Source organism: Cobetia sp. UIB-001 (assembly GCF_044789135.1).
Classification (GTDB): Bacteria; Pseudomonadota; Gammaproteobacteria; order Pseudomonadales; family Halomonadaceae; genus Cobetia; species Cobetia amphilecti.
On sequence record NZ_CP058244.1, the window covers coordinates 2,054,489 to 2,074,241 of the forward strand.

Genomic DNA, 19,753 nt, shown 5'->3' on the forward strand with positions numbered 1-19,753 from the left:
CTCAATCCTCCGTCAGCGGCTTGAAGCGGCGCAATTCCAGCAGACGATAGCCGGTGTAGTTGCCGAGCAGCAGGATGAAGGCCATCAGCACCAGTTGCAGACCGAGGAAGTTGAAGGTCAGGTGACGCACCCACGGATTGTTCATCGCCAGATAGGCCAGCACAGCGGTCAGAAGGCTGCCGCCACCTTGCTTGAGCACTTCCTTGGGACCTTCCTCCTCCCACAGGATCGACATGCGCTCGACGGTCCACGACAGGATGATCATCGGGAAGAAGGTGATGGTCAGGCCGGCGTTCAGACCGAAGCGATAGGCGAGTACCGAGAAGATGGAGATGATCGCGATCACCGTGATGATCACCACCGAGACCCTCGCCACCAATAGCAGATTGAGCCGCGACAGGTAACTGCGGATCACCAGGCCTGTCGCGACGATCAGCAGGAAGCCGATCAAGCCGGTCACCAGACTTGTCTGGATGAAGGCGAGGGCGATCAATACCGGCATGAAGGTACCGGAGGTCTTGAGACCGACCAGTACACGCAGCAACACCACGACCAGCGCGCCGATCGGGATCAGCAGGATGGTCTTGAACAGCGCCTGCTCTTCCAGCGGCAGGGAGTGGATCGAGAAGTTGAGCAGCTCGTCATTGGCCAGCTTGTTGCGCACCGCGACGGCCGCCGGCTCGTTGTGACGGATCATCGAGAAGCTGACACGGGAATTCACGCCGCCTTCGACTTCCAGCATCGGCGCGCCACGACCTTCCCACAGCAGCAGGTTGTCCGGCTCACCTTGCTTGCCGGTTTCCGGGTTGATCAGCACCCAGTCGGTGTTGATGTCTTCAGCGTCGGCGGCCTCGACATCCACTGCCTCGTTTCCTTGCGGCGTTTCGGCGAAGACCTGCAACCAGGACGAGACCGTCTGGCGACGACGGCCGTCTTCCAGACTCAGGCCGCTGACCAGACGCGCACTGACACCGGCCTCATTGAGCAAGCGCAGCATCAACTCGGGACGCTCGAACTGGGTCAGCAGCAGGCGCGCATTCTCGCCCTGACGCTGATTGTCGAACTGCTTGATCAACTCACGTGCGAAGGTGAACGAATCGGCACTGCGCTCACGGGCCTGATCGATGACCTGGGCCGCGGCGGTATCGTAGGGACGCTCCCAGGAGACTTCCTGAGGGGCCGGCAGGCGCTTGATGGCCGCAGGCGTCGCATTGTCGGACTCCAGCATGGTCACGGTGTAATACAGCAGCTGCGAGCCTGCCGCTTCACGGATCGACCATTCGGCACGACGGCCCGGCAGGTCATCCAGATAGGACAGCCCGAAGCCCGAGGACGCCGTGTTCTCGGTCAGAACGCTGTAGCCTTTCTGGTTTTCCGGCAGCGCCAGCGAGGCCTTGACTGGGCCGCCAGTGGCCGTGAAGGCCACCTGGGCTTCGATATCCCACACTTTCTGCTGTGCACCGGGCACCCAGGGCACATCAAACGAAATATGGCGATAGGCGGTCAGGCCCACACCGATCAGCATCAACAGGCCGACCAGAAGATAGAAAGCAAAACGCGACATGGGAGTCCTTGAAATGTCTGGAGCAGTCATGATGGCTCGGTGGAGCACCGAGCCATGTCAGGCAGCGAAGCCGGGCAGAGGAGACAGGAGGGCGCTTGCCACTCAGTCGCGGTTGCCTTCGTTCGGGTCCTCGTCCTTGGCCGCTTCGTTACTGGGTGCACTGCCCGGGTACTCCGGACGTGCATTGATGAAGGTACGGCTGACGTCCACCGCAGCGATGTCCATCATGAAGCGACGGCCCAGCAATACCGGATAGGTGAGATCACGACGATCATTGAGGGTGAACTCGACCTTCTGCTTGATGTCACCCAGTGTCATCAGCAGGCTGACGACGGGACGCTCTTCGCGCCCGGAGGCCTGGATGATGGTCACCGTGCGGCTGACCTGGGCTTCTACCCACTTGTCACGATCGCCTGACACGAAATACTTGCCGTCATCCCGCAGTGCGAGCTTGAACTTGACCCACTTGGCGCCGTCGCGCTCGAATTCGGTGATATCACGCGCCGACAGCGACGAAGTGTTGGCCCCGGTGTCGATGCGTGCCTTGAAGTAGCTGCTGATGGTCGGGAAGCCGACCCACTCGACGCGCCCAAGCAGGGTCTTGTCGAGGATGGGGTTGTCGGTCACGGCCTTGCAGGCTTCCACGGCCTGCGGCTGTGCGGGCTGTTCCATCTCGGCATGGATCTGGCGCAGCTGACTGCCGACTTCTCGCACGTCACGACGCAGAGAGCGGCTCAGCGCCTGCTGGTCGGCAAGTTGCTGCTGTTGGACGTTGCATTGGCCTGCCAACTGTTCCTGCAGGGCATCGATGCGCTGTGAAAAGGCATCTGGCGTCAATACCGGTTTCTGCGGTTGCGGTTGTGCCGGGACGCAGCCGGCCATGACGACGACACTGGTCAAGGTAACAGGCAATAGCAGCTTGCGGATCAGCATAGGGGAGAAGGTTCCTGTTCAGCCTTGCTGCCGCTCTACAACCTGTGTGAACGGCAGACATAATTCTTGTCCATCGTCAGTCGGTCAGCACACTGACCCGACGATGCCTGGGTATTCCCTTGTATAGCTTGGGCGTTCTAGCACCGAAGCGTTACTGGGGGCGATCATACGTAGCCCGAATGGTGACTGTCCATGTTTCAGCACCTGACGCCGAGCCATTGCCTGCGATTCACCAACGTAGCGATCACTTTCTGTCGCCAGTCGAGGACAGACCACACGAGCTCCCACCAGGCGTGGGTCAGGGCCGCTGTCAGCCGGCTGGAGATATAACGCCAGCTTGGCTTGCGTCGCCTTCAGGTGACGAAAACCTTGATGGAATCCACCCTCCGGACAGGAGCAGCCTTCGCGGCAGTTTGCACAGCCAGACCTCGCTGTTTGCGCATTGTTCAGGATGTCAGCGCATCATCAGCGCGGGATGACAACATGGCAACGACACGATCTCGGATGAGAGCCCGCCGGCGAAGCGAGTCAGACTGTCGCCAAACTGATCAAATGCAGGCCACTCAGCAAAAGATAGGCGGGAACGCCGACTGACTCCATCGGCTGACTTTATCGACTGACTTTAATGACAAGCAGAAACTGAGGTTCACAAGCAGCTATGCAGAAGCTGTCATGCACGCGGAGGAGGTCAGGTGCCTGAAGATCGACGCTCAAGCATTGACGTACACAGCCCGGATGAACAAAGCCCCGACGTACACAGCTTGAGCACGCTCACGAACTACCGTATTTAACATAATATATATTATACGAATCATAGGGTATGCGGGTTTCATCAGTGATCCTGGGCGCCCGTAGAGTCAGTTGCCTTGATCCATCAGGTCAGGTCCATCAAGTCGAGTCGTCGGGCCAAGTCCAGCGAGTTGAACCTGTCGGCTTGCATCAGCGACGGCAACGATCACGATCCACTTGAGCTCGCTCCAGACAACCCGAGCCAATTTGCCAGAGTCCGTGTGCAAACAGTCCGTTTGCCCAGGAGCGCGAACAAACTTATCCTTGATAGCATTCATGCACAAGTGTTGTAGAATAATTCGGGCCACATGTGACCCACACCGCTCATCTTGTCACTCAACCTTGCCGCGCGCCGTGATGACTCACGGGTCGGCGCGAACCGGAGTCAGCGATGCCCTCCTTCCCGTCCTGTCTGTCAGCTAGCGCTGGATTCATGCACAACGGCATTCGACGCCTTCAGCGCATCAGCGGCCGCGCAGCCGTGTTGATCATGGCAGCGGGCTTGTCAGCCTGTAGCGGGCCTCAGATAGAGGATTACGCGGGCAGCGGCCCTGAGCTGCGCATCGATGACTACTTCCTGGGCCACACACGTGGCTGGGGCATGGTGCAGGATTACCGTGGCGAGGTGACGCGGCGGTTCGTGGTCGATGTCATCGGCAGCATGCAAGGCAACCAGCTGATTCTGGAGGAAGACTTCGTCTATGCCGATGGCGAGACACAACACCGCCGCTGGACCTTCACCCCGGCGGGTGATCGCCAATGGACTGGTCGAGCGGCGGATGTGACGGGCGAAGCGACAGCGACGACCCGCGGTAATGCCTTGCGCATGAACTACGTGCTTCAGGTACCGATCGACGACAGTACCTGGGAGTTCAGCATGGATGACTGGATGTATCTGCAGCCGGATGGCCGCATCCTGAACCGGACCTCGATGCGCAAACTGGGCCTGGAAGCCGCCAATATCACCCTGGCATTTCAGCGCTGCCCCTGTGATTCACCGGCAGCTGAGCCGAAATGACAGCTCGTGCGCGGCAATCACGTGAGCCGCTGATGGCTGCAAGCCTTGCCTGATGGCTTCACCCCTCGATAGCGCCAGCCTTGTCGGTTACAGCGCCTGACAGCCCAACCCTCATGAGGCGGCGGAGTCACCCGCATGCTGCTCGAGCGATGTCTCCACCTTGGACAGCCACTTGCCATAATCCTCTTCTGGCGCCATGGGCTCTCCGAAGGCGTAGCCCTGCAACTGGTCAAAGCCCAGATCCATCATGGTCTGGCGCTGGCGTGAGTGTTCGATACCAACCGCCACGGCGGAGATCTCCAACGCATGCAAGGCCGCCGTCCAGGCTTTCAGCAGGCGCGCCTGACGCGGATCCGTCTGCAACAGACTGATCCAGCGCGGATGCAGTTTCACGCTGGTGATGGGCAGCATGCTCAACAGGCGCAGGCTGTCATGCTCAGGGCCGAAACGGTCGACACAGAAGCTGATGCCGTCATTGGCCAGCGATTTCATCGCCAGCACCAATGGCTCAGGCGTCGCGGAAAAACTCTCGACACCGCTGACATCAAGGCGCAGGCAATCACCCTTGAGCCGGTAAAGGCGCAGGACACGGCGCAGGGCATCCATGTATTCGGTTTCGATCAGGCGCGACGCCGTGATGTTCAGCGACAGCGGCAACAGGCTGTCGTTGCCGTTCCTGGTCGCCAGCCAATGGCTGAGCAAGGCGCAGCTTCTGCGCAGCACCCAGATATCGAGCTCCTCATCCAGCCCCGCGTGTCTGGCGATGCGCAACATCTGGTGGGGTGTGATCCAGCGGTTCTTGTCCTGCCAGCGCAGCAGCACTTCCTGGCCGCTGAGGCCTTGGCTGCCCGCAGTGACGATGGGCTGCAGGTGAATGCACAGCTCATTGTCGCGCAGCGCCTGGGCAAAGCGGTTGTTCATCTCGAGGCGCAGGTTGAGGTTGTCCGTGAGATCCGCGAACTGGACGCCCTTCTCTTTTGGCGCCCATTCACTGGCACAGGCAAGCTCCTCTTCCACCACCTCGACCAGTTCCGCCGCCGACATGCTGTCGCTAACGAAGGTGCCCGCCCCGATCAGCAGATCAGGCCGATTGTTGGCGGAGAGATGCAGCAGCCAGGGTTGCTCCACGAAGCGATGCCAGCGCATGCCGTGCAATGCCTGGTCACGCGGCAACAGGATCATCAGGGTGTCGTGACTGACGCGCCCCTTGAGCAGGCCCTCGTCATCGAAGTTTTCATTGAGCTGGTGGGACAGGGATTGCAGCACGCCTTCGTAGAAGTCGACGCCCTGCTGCTTGCGCAGCCTTTCGGCGTTCTGCAGCTTGACCAGAATGACCTGCAGCGCCCCCTGGCTGGCGCGCTCCTGCAGCCAGGCCGTCATTCGCTGCAGATAGCGACGACGCAGACTGTAGCCGGTGATCGGGTCGATATTGGCTTGCAGGGTGGCGCGTGCGCGCTCTGCCAGCAGCGCATCACGCTGGATGAGCTCGTTCTCGACCAGCAGTGCACAGCGCTCCAGACGCTCCCGCTGTGCCGTATCCAGTTGGCGGGGCTTGTGGTCGATCAGACACAGAGTCCCAAGCGGCAGGCCGCTGCTGTCACGCAGCACGGCACCCGCGTAGAAGCAGACATGCGGTGGCCCCGTCACCAGGGCGTTATCAAAGAAGCGCTCATCCTGGCGCGCATCATTGATGACCAGAAAGCGCTCTTCATGCAGCGCGTGGGCGCAGAAGGCGAGATCCCTGCCCGTCTGTCGTGCATCCAGCCCGCAATGAGCCTTGAACCACTGGCGGTCTTCATCCACCAGCGATACGAGGCAGATGGGCACATCAAAGATATCAGCGACCAGGCGCGTCAGATCGTCATAGCGCTTTTCATGGTCACTATCCAATACATGCAGAGAATGCAGGCTGTTGAGACGCTCTTCTTCACGCGGATGAGGCGCCGCCGGCCTGAAGCCGGGCCGGCCACCCGGCGCGAGGGTCGTCTTTGGGGTGGAATCTGCCATGGCCTACTGCCTCGTTGGAATTTCCAGGAGATATAACCGCATGTTCGTACTTGAGCATACTCGTCTCGACTGTTGACTGGCAGAGCCGACAAGCTGCGCACGACTAACGATAATTGAGCGTGGAAATCCCTGCACGCTCTGCTGTGCGGCAACCTCACGGAGCGGTTTCTCACCACCACGACGCAGAAAGCCCCGCAGCAAGGCTACGGGGCTTTCTGGATGACGCTTGTCCCTTTGAGGTCAGACGCTTCGCGCCTTACTCACGAGGAGACAGGGTCTCAGGCTTCGGCAGGTGCATAGGAGCCATCTTCACGATGGACTTCCTTGCCGGTCAGGCCCGGGGTGAACACACAGGCCAGGTGCATGGTCTTGGTGGCACGCAGCAGGTGATCATCATGCTCGTTGAGGATATAGATGTCGCCCGGCTTGATCGGCCAGATCTTGCCATCGGCCAGGGTTTCGACTTCACCCTCACCTTCCATGCAATACACCACTTCATAGTGATGCTTGTAATGGATGTGGGTCTCGGTACCTTCAAAGATGCGGGTGATGTGGAACGAACACTTGCCACCATCTTCATCGAGCAGCAGGCGCGTGCTATCCCAGTTGCCATTCTCGGCCTTGACCAGACGATCGGTGCTGCGGGCTTCTTCGAGATTGCGAACGATCATGTGTTTTCCTCACTAGGCTGCCTGACATCGACAGCTGACAGATGGCGATTACCGTAACGAAGGGGTGACCTGGATGGGCAATCGGTGGGGATGGCAAGCCAGAGGCTCACCAACGACCCGCGGGGCGCCGATGACCGGGCGCCCCGCGGGAAGACAGTGTTACTTGGACAGCACTGCGGCAGCGCTTTCCTCGATGATATCGAGGGCTTCCAGCAGATCTTCGTCGCGGATGGTCAGCGGGCACAGGCACTTGACGACCTGACCGGAGTGACCACTGGTCTCGATGATCAAACCCTGTTCGAAGCAGCGTGAGGTGATGGCATCGGCCAGATCACCGTCACGGACATCGATACCGCGCATCAGGCCACGGCCCTTCTCGTGCGCTTCGAAGCCGTTCTCACGGGCCTTGGCGGCAATCTTCTGGAAGCGATCTTCGACGATACGGCCCTTGCGCTGGATATCGCGCTCGAACTTGTCATCACTCCAGAAGTGGCGCAGCGCGGCGGCGCCGGTCACGAAGGCCAGGGCGTGGCCACGGAAGGTGCCGTTGTACTGGCTCGGCTTCCACTGGTCCAGCTCGGGACGCATCATCACCATCGCGAACGGCACACCGGAGGCAGACAGCGACTTCGAGTTGCAGACGATGTCCGGCACGATGTTGGCGTGCTCGAAGCTGAAGAACTTGCCGGTACGACCACAACCCGCCTGGATGTCATCGACGATCAGCAGGATCTTGTGCTCCTTGCACAAGGCATCCAGACGCTGGAGCCATTCGATGGAGGCCGGGTTGATACCGCCCTCACCCTGCACGGTCTCGACCAGCACTGCTGCCGGGCGATCCAGACCGCTGGAGGAATCCTTGAGCAGCTTGTCGAGGTAGGCAACGGTGTCGATGCCCTCACCCATGTAGCCATCGTAGGGCACGAATTGCGCACCCTGCGCCGGCAGGCCCGCCGCATCACGGAACTTGGCGTTACCGGTGGTGGCCAGCGCCCCCATGGTCACACCATGGAAGCCATTGGTGAACGACACGATGTTGTGGCGGCCGGAAACCTTGCGCGCCAGACGAATGGCAGCTTCGACCGCGTTGGTGCCGGTCGGCCCCGGGAAGTGGACCTTGTAGTCCAGACCACGCGGCTTGAGGATCACTTCCTCCAGCGCTTCGAGGAAATCGCGCTTGGCGGAAGTCCACATATCCAGGCCGTGGATGATGCCATCATTGCTGATGTAATCCACCAGTGCCTTCTTGAGTACCGGATGGTTATGCCCGTAGTTGAGCACACCGGCACCGGCGAGGAAATCGATGTAGCGCTTGCCGTCCTCGGTGAACAGGTGGGCATTCTGCGCCTTGGTGAAAACGGTCGGGAAAGAACGCGAATAAGTGCGTACCTCGGATTCCATCTGTTCGAGAATCTGCGTATTCATGCTGTCACCTCCCTGGTGATGGATGGCCGACTACTGAAATGGCCATACCAGAATGTAAAGACGATCCAACGAATGACACTGACCCTACCTCACTCACACATGGGGTCAGCAGGAGATGTCACAACCTTCCTGTCGTGAACATCTGCCGGACGGGACGTGATTCTTCTCGACGACCGACACAAGAATCATGACGGCGTCCCGCCCGGGACTTCTTGCGGCTTGCTACCCGCCCTTGCTGCGCATGGGCCTGACTGCACAATAGCCTTGAGCGCGTCGAGCACTCAGATATCGCGCGGCAGGAACGGGCCGATGCGCACCAGGTTTTCGGCAAGGTGCTCGCCACCCAGCTGGTCTGAAGAGAAGTACTCACGCGAGTGCAACGGCACCTGCCAGCGCTCGGCGAGGCGAGTGAACAATGCCCAGGACGCCTCGTTGTCCGGCGTGATGGTGGTCTCGAGATGACGCACGTGCGCCATTTCGGGACGCTTCATCACGGCTTCGATCAAGCGACGTGCCAGGCCAGTACCACGCGCCTTCTCACCGACGGCGATCTGCCAAAGGAAGAAGGTCTGCGGGGCGTCGTTGCGGGTGTAACCGGAAACGAAGCCGACGACCTCACCTTCCTCATCTGTCGCGATGGCGCAGCTGTCACGGAACTGCGTGGCCAGCAAAACGTACGAATACCCTGAATTGAGGTCCAGCGGCGGGCAGGCCTTGACCAGCTCGTAGATGCCCCAACCATCATCGGTAGTCGGCTGACGGATGAACAACGGCGCGCTGGCGCGGTTGATCACGGCATCGTGGGTGTGGTGGGCCAGGCCCTGAATCGTGGAAGTCATTGTCATGGTTTTCATAAAATATTTCGCAGTTGGCGAATTCGCTATAAACCATAACAAACCGTTATGGATGTCGCAAACCATAAATTATTCTCGTGGAGCGTATGGATAACGTAGAATTATCCCAAGCTCCGTATCGGTGCGCGTGCAAGCTCGGGCCAGTACAAGTACCAGTAACCAGTACCGGGCAACTCTCGCCCTTGCCCACCGCCCGCTGATGACTTGTCCCCACCAGACGCAAGACGGCGCCCCGAGGGGCGCCGTCTGTTTGCCTGCTCATGCGGCACTTGGCCTTGCTTGCGTTGCCACTGCCGCTGCCTTTCCATTGCCGCTGAGGCGGCTTCTGCTCTAGTGCTTGAGCTCCAAGGCTTGAGACCCAGGACTTGAACCCCAGGGCTTTCGTCACTGCTGTTTCTGTCCCTCAGACTTCTTGCTGGCGGTCGCGACAATCTGGCCCAGCTCATCATGGCGGCTGAACTGCACCGCGCAATTGCGGCCTTCATTCTTGGCGGCGTAGAGCGCCATGTCCGCATTGTGTGATAGCTGTTCACGGTCGCTGCCATGCTGAGGGGCGATGGCAATCCCGATGCTGCAGCCCACTTCCAGCTTGTGCTCTTCATACAGGAATGGCTTGCCCAGACTGTCGATGATGCGTTGGGCCAGCTGAGCGAGTTCCCCGTGGCGACCCAGATTCGCCTGGATATCGGCATTGTGGACCAGCACCACGAACTCATCGCCTCCCAGACGCGCGACGAAATCGCCCTTGCGCACCACCTGGTTGAGTCGCTCCGCGATCACCTTGAGCGCCACATCCCCGGCGGCATGGCCATGGGTGTCATTGATGGGCTTGAACTTGTCGATGTCCAGCATCAGGCACGCCAGCTGCCCGCCTTCGTCATTGACGCTTTCGAGGCAATGCTCGACCCGCTCATAGAAATGCTGTCGATTGGGAAGTCCCGTCAGGGAGTCATGCATCGCCAGTTGCGTGATGCGCTTCTTGTAGTTGTTGCTCTCGATGATGTTGTACTTGAACTTCTGCAGCGCCCGCGCCATCTGGCCCACTTCATTGGTGTGCTGGGTGCTGTCGATCACCACGCTGACATCGTCATTGGCCAGGGTGTTCATGGTCTGGGTCAGACGACGTATCGGTACCAGCACATAACGCCCGAACAGCCACATCGAGATGCCGATCAGCACCACGATCATCGCCAGCGCCAGGCCATTGACCACCGGGGCCACCGTGGCCAGCAGCTTGAGCGTCTTGCCGACCGCAGCAGAGGTGGCTCCGATCCGCATGCGACTTTCATGATCCAGCACCGCCAGTGCGTCAAGCGCCGGGGCATCATTGACCTTGACCAGTTGATCGATCTCACGCGGAGAAAGGTCTGCCTGCTCGTCATGCAGCTGGTTGACCTTGTTCAAGCGGTCACCGTAGGACTGGATGACATCGGCGATATCGCGGATGGCACGTTGCTCGGCGGTATTCATGCCCAGCGCACGATAAGCCGCCAGGGTAGCGCGCAGCGATTCGATGTCCTGCGCCGCCTGCTGACCGTAGATGGCGTCACTGCGCAGCACGTAATTCTTGAAGTGGTGGATCATCTCGCCATAGCCGAGGTCACGGCGCAGGTTGGCCACCAGGCGAGCCTTGCCCATGCCATTCTCGAGCGGATTGTCATTGTCACGCAGCTCCGCGATGGAGATACGCCGCAGGGTATCCAGCCCCGAGACGGCCTGGAAATCATCGATCTGGACCAGCTTGTCGATATCGGCACTCGAGCGCCCCTGCTCGATCATCGTGCGTATTCTGGGCACCATCAGCTCATAGCGGCTGATGGTGGCACGCAGACCCGCCACCGCATTTTCCTCCCCCTGGGTCAGTCCAAGGTTCTGATAACGGCTCAGAGCGCTGCGAGCGGCACCGATCTCGTTCTGCACCTCGCCGATCAGCTCGAGGTCCTGACGCAGCACGAGATTCTTGAAGTCATGCACCATGCCGCCATAGCCCAGGGCCTTGGTCAGCTGGCCTTCCAGGCGCGGTTTGTCGGAGCGTGCCTGCTGATATTCCTGCCAGTCGCGCTGCAGGTCGGACACGTTGCGGGTAATGAATGCCAACACGACCAGCAACACCAGTCCCGCCAAGGCGGAAAGCGCACAGATGATGATGTTGATGGTGCGAAAACGCAGGTTGGCCAGACTCATGAAGGCTATCTCTTGACGATGGGAGGAAACGTTCGACGGAAAAACGCGTCACGCCGGCCAGCCGATGGGCGCTGCCAGCATGAAAAAGATACTGCCACGATACCAGATAAATCTAATACTTTACGCAGCGACTTCCCCCGAACCTCCCTTCATACTCCGAATGCCCTGGCCTGGATGTCCCAGGCTCGCGTCAGATCACCTCAGCCCCTGACAGGCTGACGTCGCGCCCATAAAAAATCTCCCACCGAAAATCGATGGGAGATTGCGTTTCTGGCCTGTGCTTGGCTTCGACCCTGTCCTCGGGCCCGAAGCTAGACCCGACATCAGCTGTAGTAGGCGTTGGTCGTGTCGGTGTGATCGGTGACGTCACGCACACCGGTCAGTTCCGGGATACGCTCCATCAGCGTCTTCTCGACACCATCCTTCAGCGTCAGATCGACGGCGGAGCAGCCCTGGCAACCGCCACCGAACTGCAGCACGGCGACCTGCTCTTCGGTCAGCTGCACCAGCTTGATCTCGCCACCGTGAGCCGCCAGACCCGGGTTGATCTCGCTGTAGAGCAGGTAGTTGATGCGGTCTTCCAGCGGGCTGTCGGCGTTGACCTTGGGCATCTTGGCGTTCGGTGCCTTGATGGTCAGCTGCCCCCCCATGCGATCGGCATTGAAGTCGACGGTCGCTTCTTCCAGGAACGGCACACTGTGCGTGTCGAGATAGACCTTCAGCTTCGGCAGATCCAGGATCTCATCCGTCGGCTCTTCCTCGCCCGGGCGGCAGTAGGCGAGACAGGTCTCGGCATACGGCGTGCCCGGCTGGGTGATGAAGATGCGCACGCCGATGCCTTCGACGTTCTGCTTCTCGAGCAGCTCGGCAAGATACTCCTGGGCGCTATCGGTAATCTGGATGCTCTCACTCATGGCGCAGAGACTCTCTTGATGTCAGGTGACTAATGGCTCCATGTTAAGGAAAACCTGCTGTACTCGCAATCCTGAGCAAATCACTCGGGTTTGGTGCCCTGCGCGCAGCCACTCCCTTGCCGGCACTCCTGACTGGCTCATGTTGCGCATGAATCATGCTCATCGTGACGATTCTGCAGTCTGATACGATATCCCAAACTGGCCAGGCGGGGATTTCGTGAGCGGATCCCTCGCCAGCGCCTCTCAATAGCAATGAGTTCGCGCCTGTGGCGTGTGACTTTCTCGGCAAGGTGCTGGGCTCAGAAGGTACTGGCTTGGCAAAGTACTGGCCTGGCAAAGAGAGTTACACGCTCGGGAGACAACGCGACAGGTCACGCACGCTGGAGTCCGTCATGGCGCAAGCCCTATCCCCTGTACCCTATTCTCTGCCCCTGCCCGACGCGCTGAGCCAGGCGCTGCAGGAACGTATCCTGATCCTCGATGGCGGAATGGGCACCATGTTGCAGAGCTACGGGCTGGAGGAGGAAGACTTCCGTGGCGAGCGCTTCGCCGACTGGCCTAGCGACATCAAGGGCAACAACGACCTGCTGGCGCTGACCCGGCCGGACATCGTCGAGGCGATCCACCGCGCCTACTTCGAGGCCGGCGCCGACATCGTCGAGACCAACACCTTCAACGCCACTCAGCTGTCGCAGTCCGATTACGGCATGCAGGCGCTGGTCCACGAGATCAATCTCGAATCGGCACGCCTGGCGCGCAAGACGGCGGATGCCGTGGCCGCCGAGACTGGCATCCCGCGCTTCGTCGCCGGGGTGCTCGGCCCGACCAGCCGCACCTGCTCCATCTCGCCGGACGTGAATGACCCCGCCAAGCGCAACGTCACCTTCGATATCCTGCGCGAGAACTACCGCGAGGCCGCATTGGCGCTCTTCGAGGGCGGCGCGGACCTGATCCTGATCGAGACCATCTTCGACACCCTGAATGCCAAGGCGGCGATCTACGCCCTCGAGGAGCTGTTCGACGAAGGCCATCCGCGGCTGCCGGTGATGATCTCCGGCACCATCACCGATGCCTCGGGGCGTACGCTATCCGGCCAGACCACCGAAGCCTTCTGGAACTCGGTGCGTCACGCACGTCCGCTGAGCATCGGCCTCAACTGCGCGCTGGGCGCCGAGGAGCTGCGCCCTTACCTGCGTGAGCTGTCCGAGAAGGCCGATACCTTCGTCTCCGCGCACCCCAACGCCGGCCTGCCCAACGAATTCGGCGAGTACGACCAGACCCCGGACGAGATGGCCGAGATCATCGGCTCCTTCGCCGCGGCGGGTCTGCTCAACATCATCGGCGGTTGCTGTGGCTCCACCCCAGAGCACATCCAGGCGGTCAAGCGCGTGGTGGCCCAGTACCCGCCGCGCAAGGTGCCAAAGATCGCGCCGGCCTGCCGCCTGTCAGGGCTTGAGCCCTTCAACATCCAGCCGGACTCGCTGTTCGTCAATGTCGGTGAGCGCACCAACGTCACCGGCTCCGCGCGCTTCCGTCGCCTGATCAAGGAAGAGGACTACACCACCGCGCTGGAAGTCGCCCTCGAGCAGGTCGAAAACGGCGCCCAGGTCATCGACGTCAACATGGATGAGGGCATGCTGGAGTCACAGGAGGCCATGGTGCGCTTCCTGAATCTGATCGCCTCGGAGCCGGACATCTCGCGCGTGCCGATCATGGTCGATTCCTCGAAGTGGGACATCATCGAGGCGGGGCTCAAGTGCATCCAGGGCAAGGCGGTGGTCAATTCCATCTCGCTCAAGGAAGGCGAGGAAAGCTTCCGGCAGCAGGCGCAGATCTGTCGCCGTCACGGTGCCGCCGTGGTGGTCATGGCCTTCGATGATGTCGGCCAGGCCGATACCTATCAGCGCAAGATCGAGATCTGCGAGCGCGCCTACCGGATGCTGGTCGATGACATCGGCTTCCCGGCCGAGGACATCATCTTCGACCCCAACATCTTCGCCATCGCCACCGGCATCGAGGAGCATGACAACTACGGGGTCGATTTCATCGAGGCCACGCGCTGGATTCATGACAACCTGCCCCACGCGATGATTTCGGGTGGCGTCTCCAACGTGTCCTTCTCGTTCCGTGGCAACAATCCGGTCCGTGAAGCGATCCACTCGGTATTCCTCTATCACGCCATCCAGGCGGGCCTGAGCATGGGCATCGTCAACGCCGGCCAGCTGGCGCTCTACGATGACCTGCCGCGGGAACTGCGCGACGTCGTCGAGGACGTGGTGCTCAACCGCCGCGATGACAGCACCGAGCGCCTGCTCGACATCGCCGACAAGTACAAGGGCGATGGCAGCAGCGGCGAGAAGAAGGAAGACCTCGAATGGCGCAGCTGGTCGGTCAACAAGCGCATCGAGCACGCGCTGGTCAAGGGCATCACCGTCCATATCGAGGAAGATACCGAAGAGGCGCGCCTGCAGGCTGCCCGACCCATCGAGGTCATCGAAGGGCCGTTGATGGACGGCATGAATGTGGTCGGCGACCTGTTCGGCGCGGGCAAGATGTTCCTGCCCCAGGTGGTGAAGTCGGCACGCGTCATGAAGCAGGCGGTCGCCCACCTGATCCCCTTCATCGAGGCCGAGAAGAGTGGCGAGACCCAGGCCAAGGGCAAGATCGTCATGGCCACCGTCAAGGGCGATGTCCACGACATCGGCAAGAACATCGTCGGCGTGGTGCTTCAGTGCAACAACTATGAGGTGATCGACCTGGGCGTGATGGTGCCGGCGGAGAAGATCCTGCAGACCGCCATCGACGAGAAGGCCGACATCATCGGGCTTTCGGGGCTGATCACGCCATCGCTGGACGAGATGGTCAATGTCGCCAGGGAGATGCAGCGCCGTGGATTTGAATTACCGCTGCTGATCGGCGGCGCGACCACGTCCAAGGCACACACCGCAGTCAAGATCGAACCGCAGTATGAGCAGCCGGTCATCTATGTCACCGACGCCTCGCGCGCGGTGGGGGTGGCCTCGCGCCTGCTATCGCCGGAACTCAAGGCAGCCTATGTCGATCAGATTCGCACCGAGTACGCCGTGGTGCGCGAGCGCAACGCCAAGCGCCGCCCCAAGGCCGCGGATCTCGACTACCGCGAGGCGCGCAAGCGTCGTTTCCAGCCGAACTGGGAGCATTACACCCCGCCGGCCCCCAGCTTCACCGGCCTCAAGGTCTTCGATGACTACGATCTGAATGAACTGGTCGAGCGCATCGACTGGACGCCCTTCTTCATGAGCTGGCAGCTGGCGGGCAAGTACCCGAAGATTCTGCAGGATGAGACGGTCGGAGAAGCGGCGCGTTCGCTGTTTGCCGATGCCAGGGTGATGCTGCGCAAGCTGATCGACGACAAGGTACTGTTGGCACGTGGCGTGATCGGCTTCTGGCCGGCCAACTGCGTCGACGACGACACCCTGGAAGTCTACGCCGATGAGTCACGCACCCAGGTGGTCGAGCGCCTGCATCACATCCGTCAGCAGATGACCAAGAACCGTGATGGCGTCTGTCACAGTCTTGCCGACTTCATCGCCCCGCGTGACAGCGGCAAGCCGGACTGGATCGGTGGCTTCGCCGTGACCACCGGGCATGGCGCGGATGAACTGGCCAGGGAGTACGAGGCGGCTGGCGATGATTACAACGCCATCATGGTCAAGGCGCTGGCGGACCGTCTCGCCGAAGCCTTTGCCGAGCGCCTGCACGAGCGCGTGCGCAAGGAGTTCTGGGGCTACGATAGCCAGGAAGTGCTCGACAACGAGGCGTTGATCGCCGAGAAGTATCGCGGCATTCGCCCGGCGCCCGGCTATCCGGCCTGCCCTGACCACACCGAGAAGGCCACGCTGTTCCGCATGCTCGAACCGGAGACGCATGCCGGTATGGTGTTGACCGAGAGCTTTGCCATGTGGCCGGCGGCCGCCGTCTCTGGCTGGTACTTCGCGCACCCGGAGTCGAAGTACTTCTCCACCGGCAAGATCACCCGCGATCAGATGCAGTCCCTGGCGAGCCGCAAGGCAATGGAGCTTTCCGAGATGGAACGCTGGCTGTCGCCGGTGCTGAGCTACGATCCCGACGCCGATTGATCCCCTCCATCAGCCGCCCCGCCGGCTGATGGAGCCAATGTCAGCTCCACGCGCCTCACCTCTCAGGAGGTGGGGCGCGCTGACGTCTGAGAGGCGATGTCTTCAGTTTGCCGAGCGCGCTATCATGGCGCTCTTCCTTGTCTGCTGTCGTGAGTCGCCCGTGCCGTTGTCACTGCTTTGTTTATCACTGCTTTGTTTATCACTGCTCTGTTTGTCACTGTCCTGTCTATCACTGTTCGGTTTCTCGCTGTTCTGTTCATCGCAGCCCAGTTCACTGGTTTCCCGCTTGTCAGCCGCCTTCGAGGCTCTTGACCCCTCCTGCTCCTATCACCTTTCCGACTCCCCGCGTGGGAGCGTCTGATGCTGGGGGATCTTGCGCGCAACACACGAATTCTGAAGCTGGCGCTACCGATCATCGGGGCGATGCTGTCGCAGAGTCTGCTCAACCTGATCGACGCGGCACTGGTCGGCAGTCTGGGCGAGACGGCGCTGGCGGGTGTGGGGATCGGTGGCTATGCCATGTTCATGGTCACGGCGCTGATCTTCGGGCTGTCCTCCGCCGTCCAGGCCCAGACCTCGCGGCGCCTGGGCGAGGAAGCACCTGAGCGTTGTGGCGAAGGCCTGAATGCCGGTCTGGTGCTGGCGTTGTCGATCGGCATCCCCGTCACCCTCGCCTGCCATCACTGGGCCGAGCCGCTGCTGTCGCTGATCAATGACCAGCCCGGCGTGCATGAAACCGCCGCCTCGTATTTCCAGTGGCGCGTGCTGGGGCTGATACCGGTCGCCATGGCGTTCTGCTTCCGAGGTTTCTGGAATGGCCTGCAGCGCACCGGCATCTATCTGCGCATCATGTTGATCACCCAGGCGGTCAATGTCGTGCTCAGCATCATTCTGATCCACGGCCTGTTCGGCGCCCCGCAGATGGGCGCCGATGGCGCCGGGGCCGGTACGACACTGTCCCTGCTGGTCGCATTGGCGCTGTGGATCAAGGCAACGCTGGGCGCGCGCAGTCTGCACGGTGTCCTGCATGCCTGGCCGCCGATGACGCATTACCTGACGCTACTCAAGCTGGCGGTGCCCCACTCCTTTCAACAGCTATGGTTCGCGGCGGGCTACGCGATGCTGTTCTGGATACTCGGTCAGATCGATGCAGCCAGTGTCGCGGTCGGCCATGTGCTGGTTAATCTCTCCCTGCTGCTGATATTGCCCGGAGTCGGGCTTGGGCTTGCCGCCATGAGTCTGGTGGGCCAGGCCCTGGGCAGCGGCGAGCATGAAGAGGCCCATCGCTGGGGGTGGGACACCGTGCGCGTGGCACTGCCGTGTCTGTTGCTGCTGGGCTTGCCGCTGTGGGTCGCGCCCCAGAGCGTGCTCGGGCTGTTCCTGCATCGCCCGCCATTGATCGAGCTGGGGCTGCTGCCGCTGCAGATGACGGCCGCCATGATCGTGCTCGACTGCACCGCCATCGTGCTGGCCCAGGCACTGCTGGGCGCCGGTGCCCATCGCACCGTGATGCTTGCCACCTTGAGCCTGCAGTGGCTGATCTTTCTGCCCGCGGCCTGGTGGTGGGGCGTCCATCAGGAAGGTGGCCTCGTCGCCATCTGGGCGATCCAGCTCGCCTATCGCCTGCTCAACTCGCTCGTCTTCGGGCTTATCTGGCAACGCAGAGCGTGGCAAGCCTTGCGCCTTTGAAGATGTTCTCTGGTGCAGCTAGCCAGCAGCCTTTGCTGCCACTCGCGCCTGTAGCCCATGGAAGACATCAAGAGATAATGATATATGTCGTTCAATCGTTGAAGCTTGGTAAATGGCAGTCTTGTTGAAGTCCATACCCAGCTTGCCCAGTCGCGTACCCTGATAGAAACAAAAGTCAATGCACTAGGGAGAACGCCATGTCCGCTGCCACCATCAGGACAGGACGAGCACAACTTGGCTTGCCAAGGCTGATCGTCCTGTGTGGTTGCCTTGCCCTCAGCGGGCTGGTCAATGCTTCATCCTCTGGCTCTTACTCCTCCGATCTCACGCCTCGAGCCTCCGAAAACACTCAAGCCCCTGCCTACCCTTCAGGCCAATCGAGAGCGCGTGGTGCACAGGAGGCGATGCCAGGACGCCCGCTGACCGCCACCTTCGTGAACCCCGGACTGCGTGGCGAACGCTTCTGGGACATGGTGACCGACACCATGCAAGCAGCCGCCCTGGACCTGAATATCTCACTGGAAGTCGTCTACGCCGAGCGCAATCCCTACCTGCTCAAGAAACTCGCGATTCAGGCTTTGGAAAGCCCTGCCGCTCCGGATTACCTCCTGCTGGTCAATGAAGAGCAGGCGGCATCCGAGTTGTTGACGATTGCGGATGGCCACGGCACCCATGTCGTGATGCTATTGAACGGACTGACCCGCGAAGAGGCGCTGACCCATGGCACCCCGGGGACCCTCCACCCCTCCTGGATCGGCAGCGTCATCCCGGACAACCACACTGCGGGCAAACGCATGGCGACCCAGTTGATCAAGGTGGCGCGAGAAGGCTCGCCCACCGGCCAATTGCATGGGCTTGCCTTGATCGGTGACACCCGAACCCCTGCCTCGATTGCCCGCAATACCGGCATGGTGGCCGGCTTTTCCCAGGACCAGGATGTCCAGATAGACCGCATACTCGAGGCGCGCTGGAATACTCAGGATGCCGAACATCTTACTGGGCAATATCTCAAGTGGGTCAGCCGCTCGAGCGGTCAGAATGATCTGATCTGGGCGGCGAATGATGCCATGGCCGAGGGGGCCATTCTTGCGCTCGAGTCAGCGGGACTCACGCCCGGCGTGGATGTGCTGGTGGCAGGGCTTAACTGGTCACCGGAGGGTATCAGCATGGTCAAGGACCAGCGCATGCTGTTGACGGACGGCGGTCATTTCATGGCGGGAGCCTGGGCGATGGTGATGGCAAGAGACCATGCCGATATCGAGGAATGGCCCCCCAGAACCGTCAACTTCCCGATGAGCGCGATCACGCATGACAATGTGGCGCGATATGGCCCGCTTCTGGAGAACCCTGACTGGGAAGCTGCAGATTTCGCCGCCTTCGGCTTGCAGGCATCGCGGGATGACTATGGGTTCGATCCGATGAGGGTATTGACGCAGATGCTTGGCCAACAGCCCCCGGCATCCGGAACGCCCCCTCAAGCTACTGCCACCCAGAAGAAGACTGCACGTTCCAGCGCGCCCATGGACGCCCCTCAATGAGGAGGCGCAAGGAGAGCTCGCAGGGCGACTTTCATCGCCACCGAGGGAG

At 60.9% G+C, this 19,753-nt stretch carries 12 protein-coding genes; 4 read left to right on the top strand and 8 right to left on the bottom strand.

All coding sequences use genetic code 11. The features are described 5' to 3' along the window. Window position 1 precedes the first annotated feature (1 nt). Window positions 2–1,564 (bottom strand): inactive transglutaminase family protein, encoded by a 1,563-nt coding sequence (locus HA399_RS08630; RefSeq protein ID WP_043334234.1) that lies wholly within the window; start codon window positions 1,562–1,564, stop codon window positions 2–4. A gap of 102 nt (window positions 1,565–1,666) precedes the next feature. Next, complete coding sequence (locus HA399_RS08635; RefSeq protein WP_054556656.1) at window positions 1,667–2,497, bottom strand: ATP-dependent zinc protease; 831 nt, start codon at window positions 2,495–2,497, stop codon at window positions 1,667–1,669. Window positions 2,498–3,677: 1,180 nt separating this feature from the next. Between HA399_RS08635 and HA399_RS08640 the strand changes: the two genes are divergently transcribed. Continuing rightward, entirely contained in the window at window positions 3,678–4,304 is a 627-nt protein-coding gene (locus HA399_RS08640) for a DUF3833 domain-containing protein (RefSeq protein ID WP_404326844.1), read from the top strand. Between the two features lie 111 nt (window positions 4,305–4,415). On the opposite strand, the gene HA399_RS08645 is transcribed toward HA399_RS08640, so the two are convergent. The 6 genes from HA399_RS08645 to nfuA form a co-directional block, all read right to left on the bottom strand. Next, window positions 4,416–6,311 carry an EAL domain-containing protein gene (locus tag HA399_RS08645; RefSeq protein ID WP_404326845.1) on the bottom strand — a complete coding sequence of 632 codons (1,896 nt, stop codon included), beginning with the start codon at window positions 6,309–6,311 and terminating at the stop codon, window positions 4,416–4,418. Window positions 6,312–6,589: 278 nt separating this feature from the next. Beyond that, the gene (locus HA399_RS08650; RefSeq protein ID WP_043334232.1) at window positions 6,590–6,982 is read right to left on the bottom strand and encodes an ectoine synthase; all 393 of its coding nucleotides are present in this window, start codon (window positions 6,980–6,982) and stop codon (window positions 6,590–6,592) included. Window positions 6,983–7,141: 159 nt separating this feature from the next. After that, complete coding sequence (gene ectB, locus HA399_RS08655; protein ID WP_404326846.1) at window positions 7,142–8,407, bottom strand: diaminobutyrate--2-oxoglutarate transaminase; 1,266 nt, start codon at window positions 8,405–8,407, stop codon at window positions 7,142–7,144. A 281-nt stretch (window positions 8,408–8,688) separates the two neighbouring features. Next, window positions 8,689–9,246 carry a diaminobutyrate acetyltransferase gene (gene ectA, locus HA399_RS08660; protein ID WP_389382286.1) on the bottom strand — a complete coding sequence of 186 codons (558 nt, stop codon included), beginning with the start codon at window positions 9,244–9,246 and terminating at the stop codon, window positions 8,689–8,691. 399 nt (window positions 9,247–9,645) lie between these two features. Next, a complete protein-coding gene (locus HA399_RS08665) occupies window positions 9,646–11,445 on the bottom strand; it encodes a diguanylate cyclase domain-containing protein (RefSeq protein ID WP_404326847.1) in 1,800 nt (599 codons plus the stop codon). Between the two features lie 323 nt (window positions 11,446–11,768). Continuing rightward, window positions 11,769–12,359: a Fe-S biogenesis protein NfuA gene (nfuA, locus tag HA399_RS08670; protein WP_054556652.1), complete on the bottom strand. Its 591-nt coding sequence runs from the start codon at window positions 12,357–12,359 to the stop codon at window positions 11,769–11,771. 392 nt (window positions 12,360–12,751) lie between these two features. Between nfuA and metH the strand changes: the two genes are divergently transcribed. The 3 genes from metH (at window position 12,752) to HA399_RS08685 (ending at window position 19,704) form a co-directional block, all read left to right on the top strand. Then, entirely contained in the window at window positions 12,752–16,477 is a 3,726-nt protein-coding gene (metH, locus tag HA399_RS08675) for a methionine synthase (protein WP_404326848.1), read from the top strand. Between the two features lie 360 nt (window positions 16,478–16,837). Continuing rightward, window positions 16,838–18,166, top strand: coding sequence for an MATE family efflux transporter (locus HA399_RS08680; RefSeq protein ID WP_404326850.1), 1,329 nt, complete (start codon window positions 16,838–16,840; stop codon window positions 18,164–18,166). A gap of 197 nt (window positions 18,167–18,363) precedes the next feature. Next, window positions 18,364–19,704: an ABC transporter substrate-binding protein gene (locus HA399_RS08685; protein WP_404326852.1), complete on the top strand. Its 1,341-nt coding sequence runs from the start codon at window positions 18,364–18,366 to the stop codon at window positions 19,702–19,704. Window positions 19,705–19,753 lie beyond the last annotated feature (49 nt).

Bases quoted from the DNA above. Each gene is read 5' to 3' on its own strand.
- HA399_RS08630 (WP_043334234.1), bottom strand. From the start codon at position 1,564: ATGTCGCGTTTTGCTTTCTATCTTCTGGTCGGCCTGTTGATGCTGATC.
- HA399_RS08635 (WP_054556656.1), bottom strand. From the start codon at position 2,497: ATGCTGATCCGCAAGCTGCTATTGCCTGTTACCTTGACCAGTGTCGTC.
- HA399_RS08640 (WP_404326844.1), top strand. From the start codon at position 3,678: ATGCCCTCCTTCCCGTCCTGTCTGTCAGCTAGCGCTGGATTCATGCAC.
- HA399_RS08645 (WP_404326845.1), bottom strand. From the start codon at position 6,311: ATGGCAGATTCCACCCCAAAGACGACCCTCGCGCCGGGTGGCCGGCCC.
- HA399_RS08650 (WP_043334232.1), bottom strand. From the start codon at position 6,982: ATGATCGTTCGCAATCTCGAAGAAGCCCGCAGCACCGATCGTCTGGTC.
- ectB (WP_404326846.1), bottom strand. From the start codon at position 8,407: ATGAATACGCAGATTCTCGAACAGATGGAATCCGAGGTACGCACTTAT.
- ectA (WP_389382286.1), bottom strand. From the start codon at position 9,246: ATGACTTCCACGATTCAGGGCCTGGCCCACCACACCCACGATGCCGTG.
- HA399_RS08665 (WP_404326847.1), bottom strand. From the start codon at position 11,445: ATGAGTCTGGCCAACCTGCGTTTTCGCACCATCAACATCATCATCTGT.
- nfuA (WP_054556652.1), bottom strand. From the start codon at position 12,359: ATGAGTGAGAGCATCCAGATTACCGATAGCGCCCAGGAGTATCTTGCC.
- metH (WP_404326848.1), top strand. From the start codon at position 12,752: ATGGCGCAAGCCCTATCCCCTGTACCCTATTCTCTGCCCCTGCCCGAC.
- HA399_RS08680 (WP_404326850.1), top strand. From the start codon at position 16,838: ATGCTGGGGGATCTTGCGCGCAACACACGAATTCTGAAGCTGGCGCTA.
- HA399_RS08685 (WP_404326852.1), top strand. From the start codon at position 18,364: ATGTCCGCTGCCACCATCAGGACAGGACGAGCACAACTTGGCTTGCCA.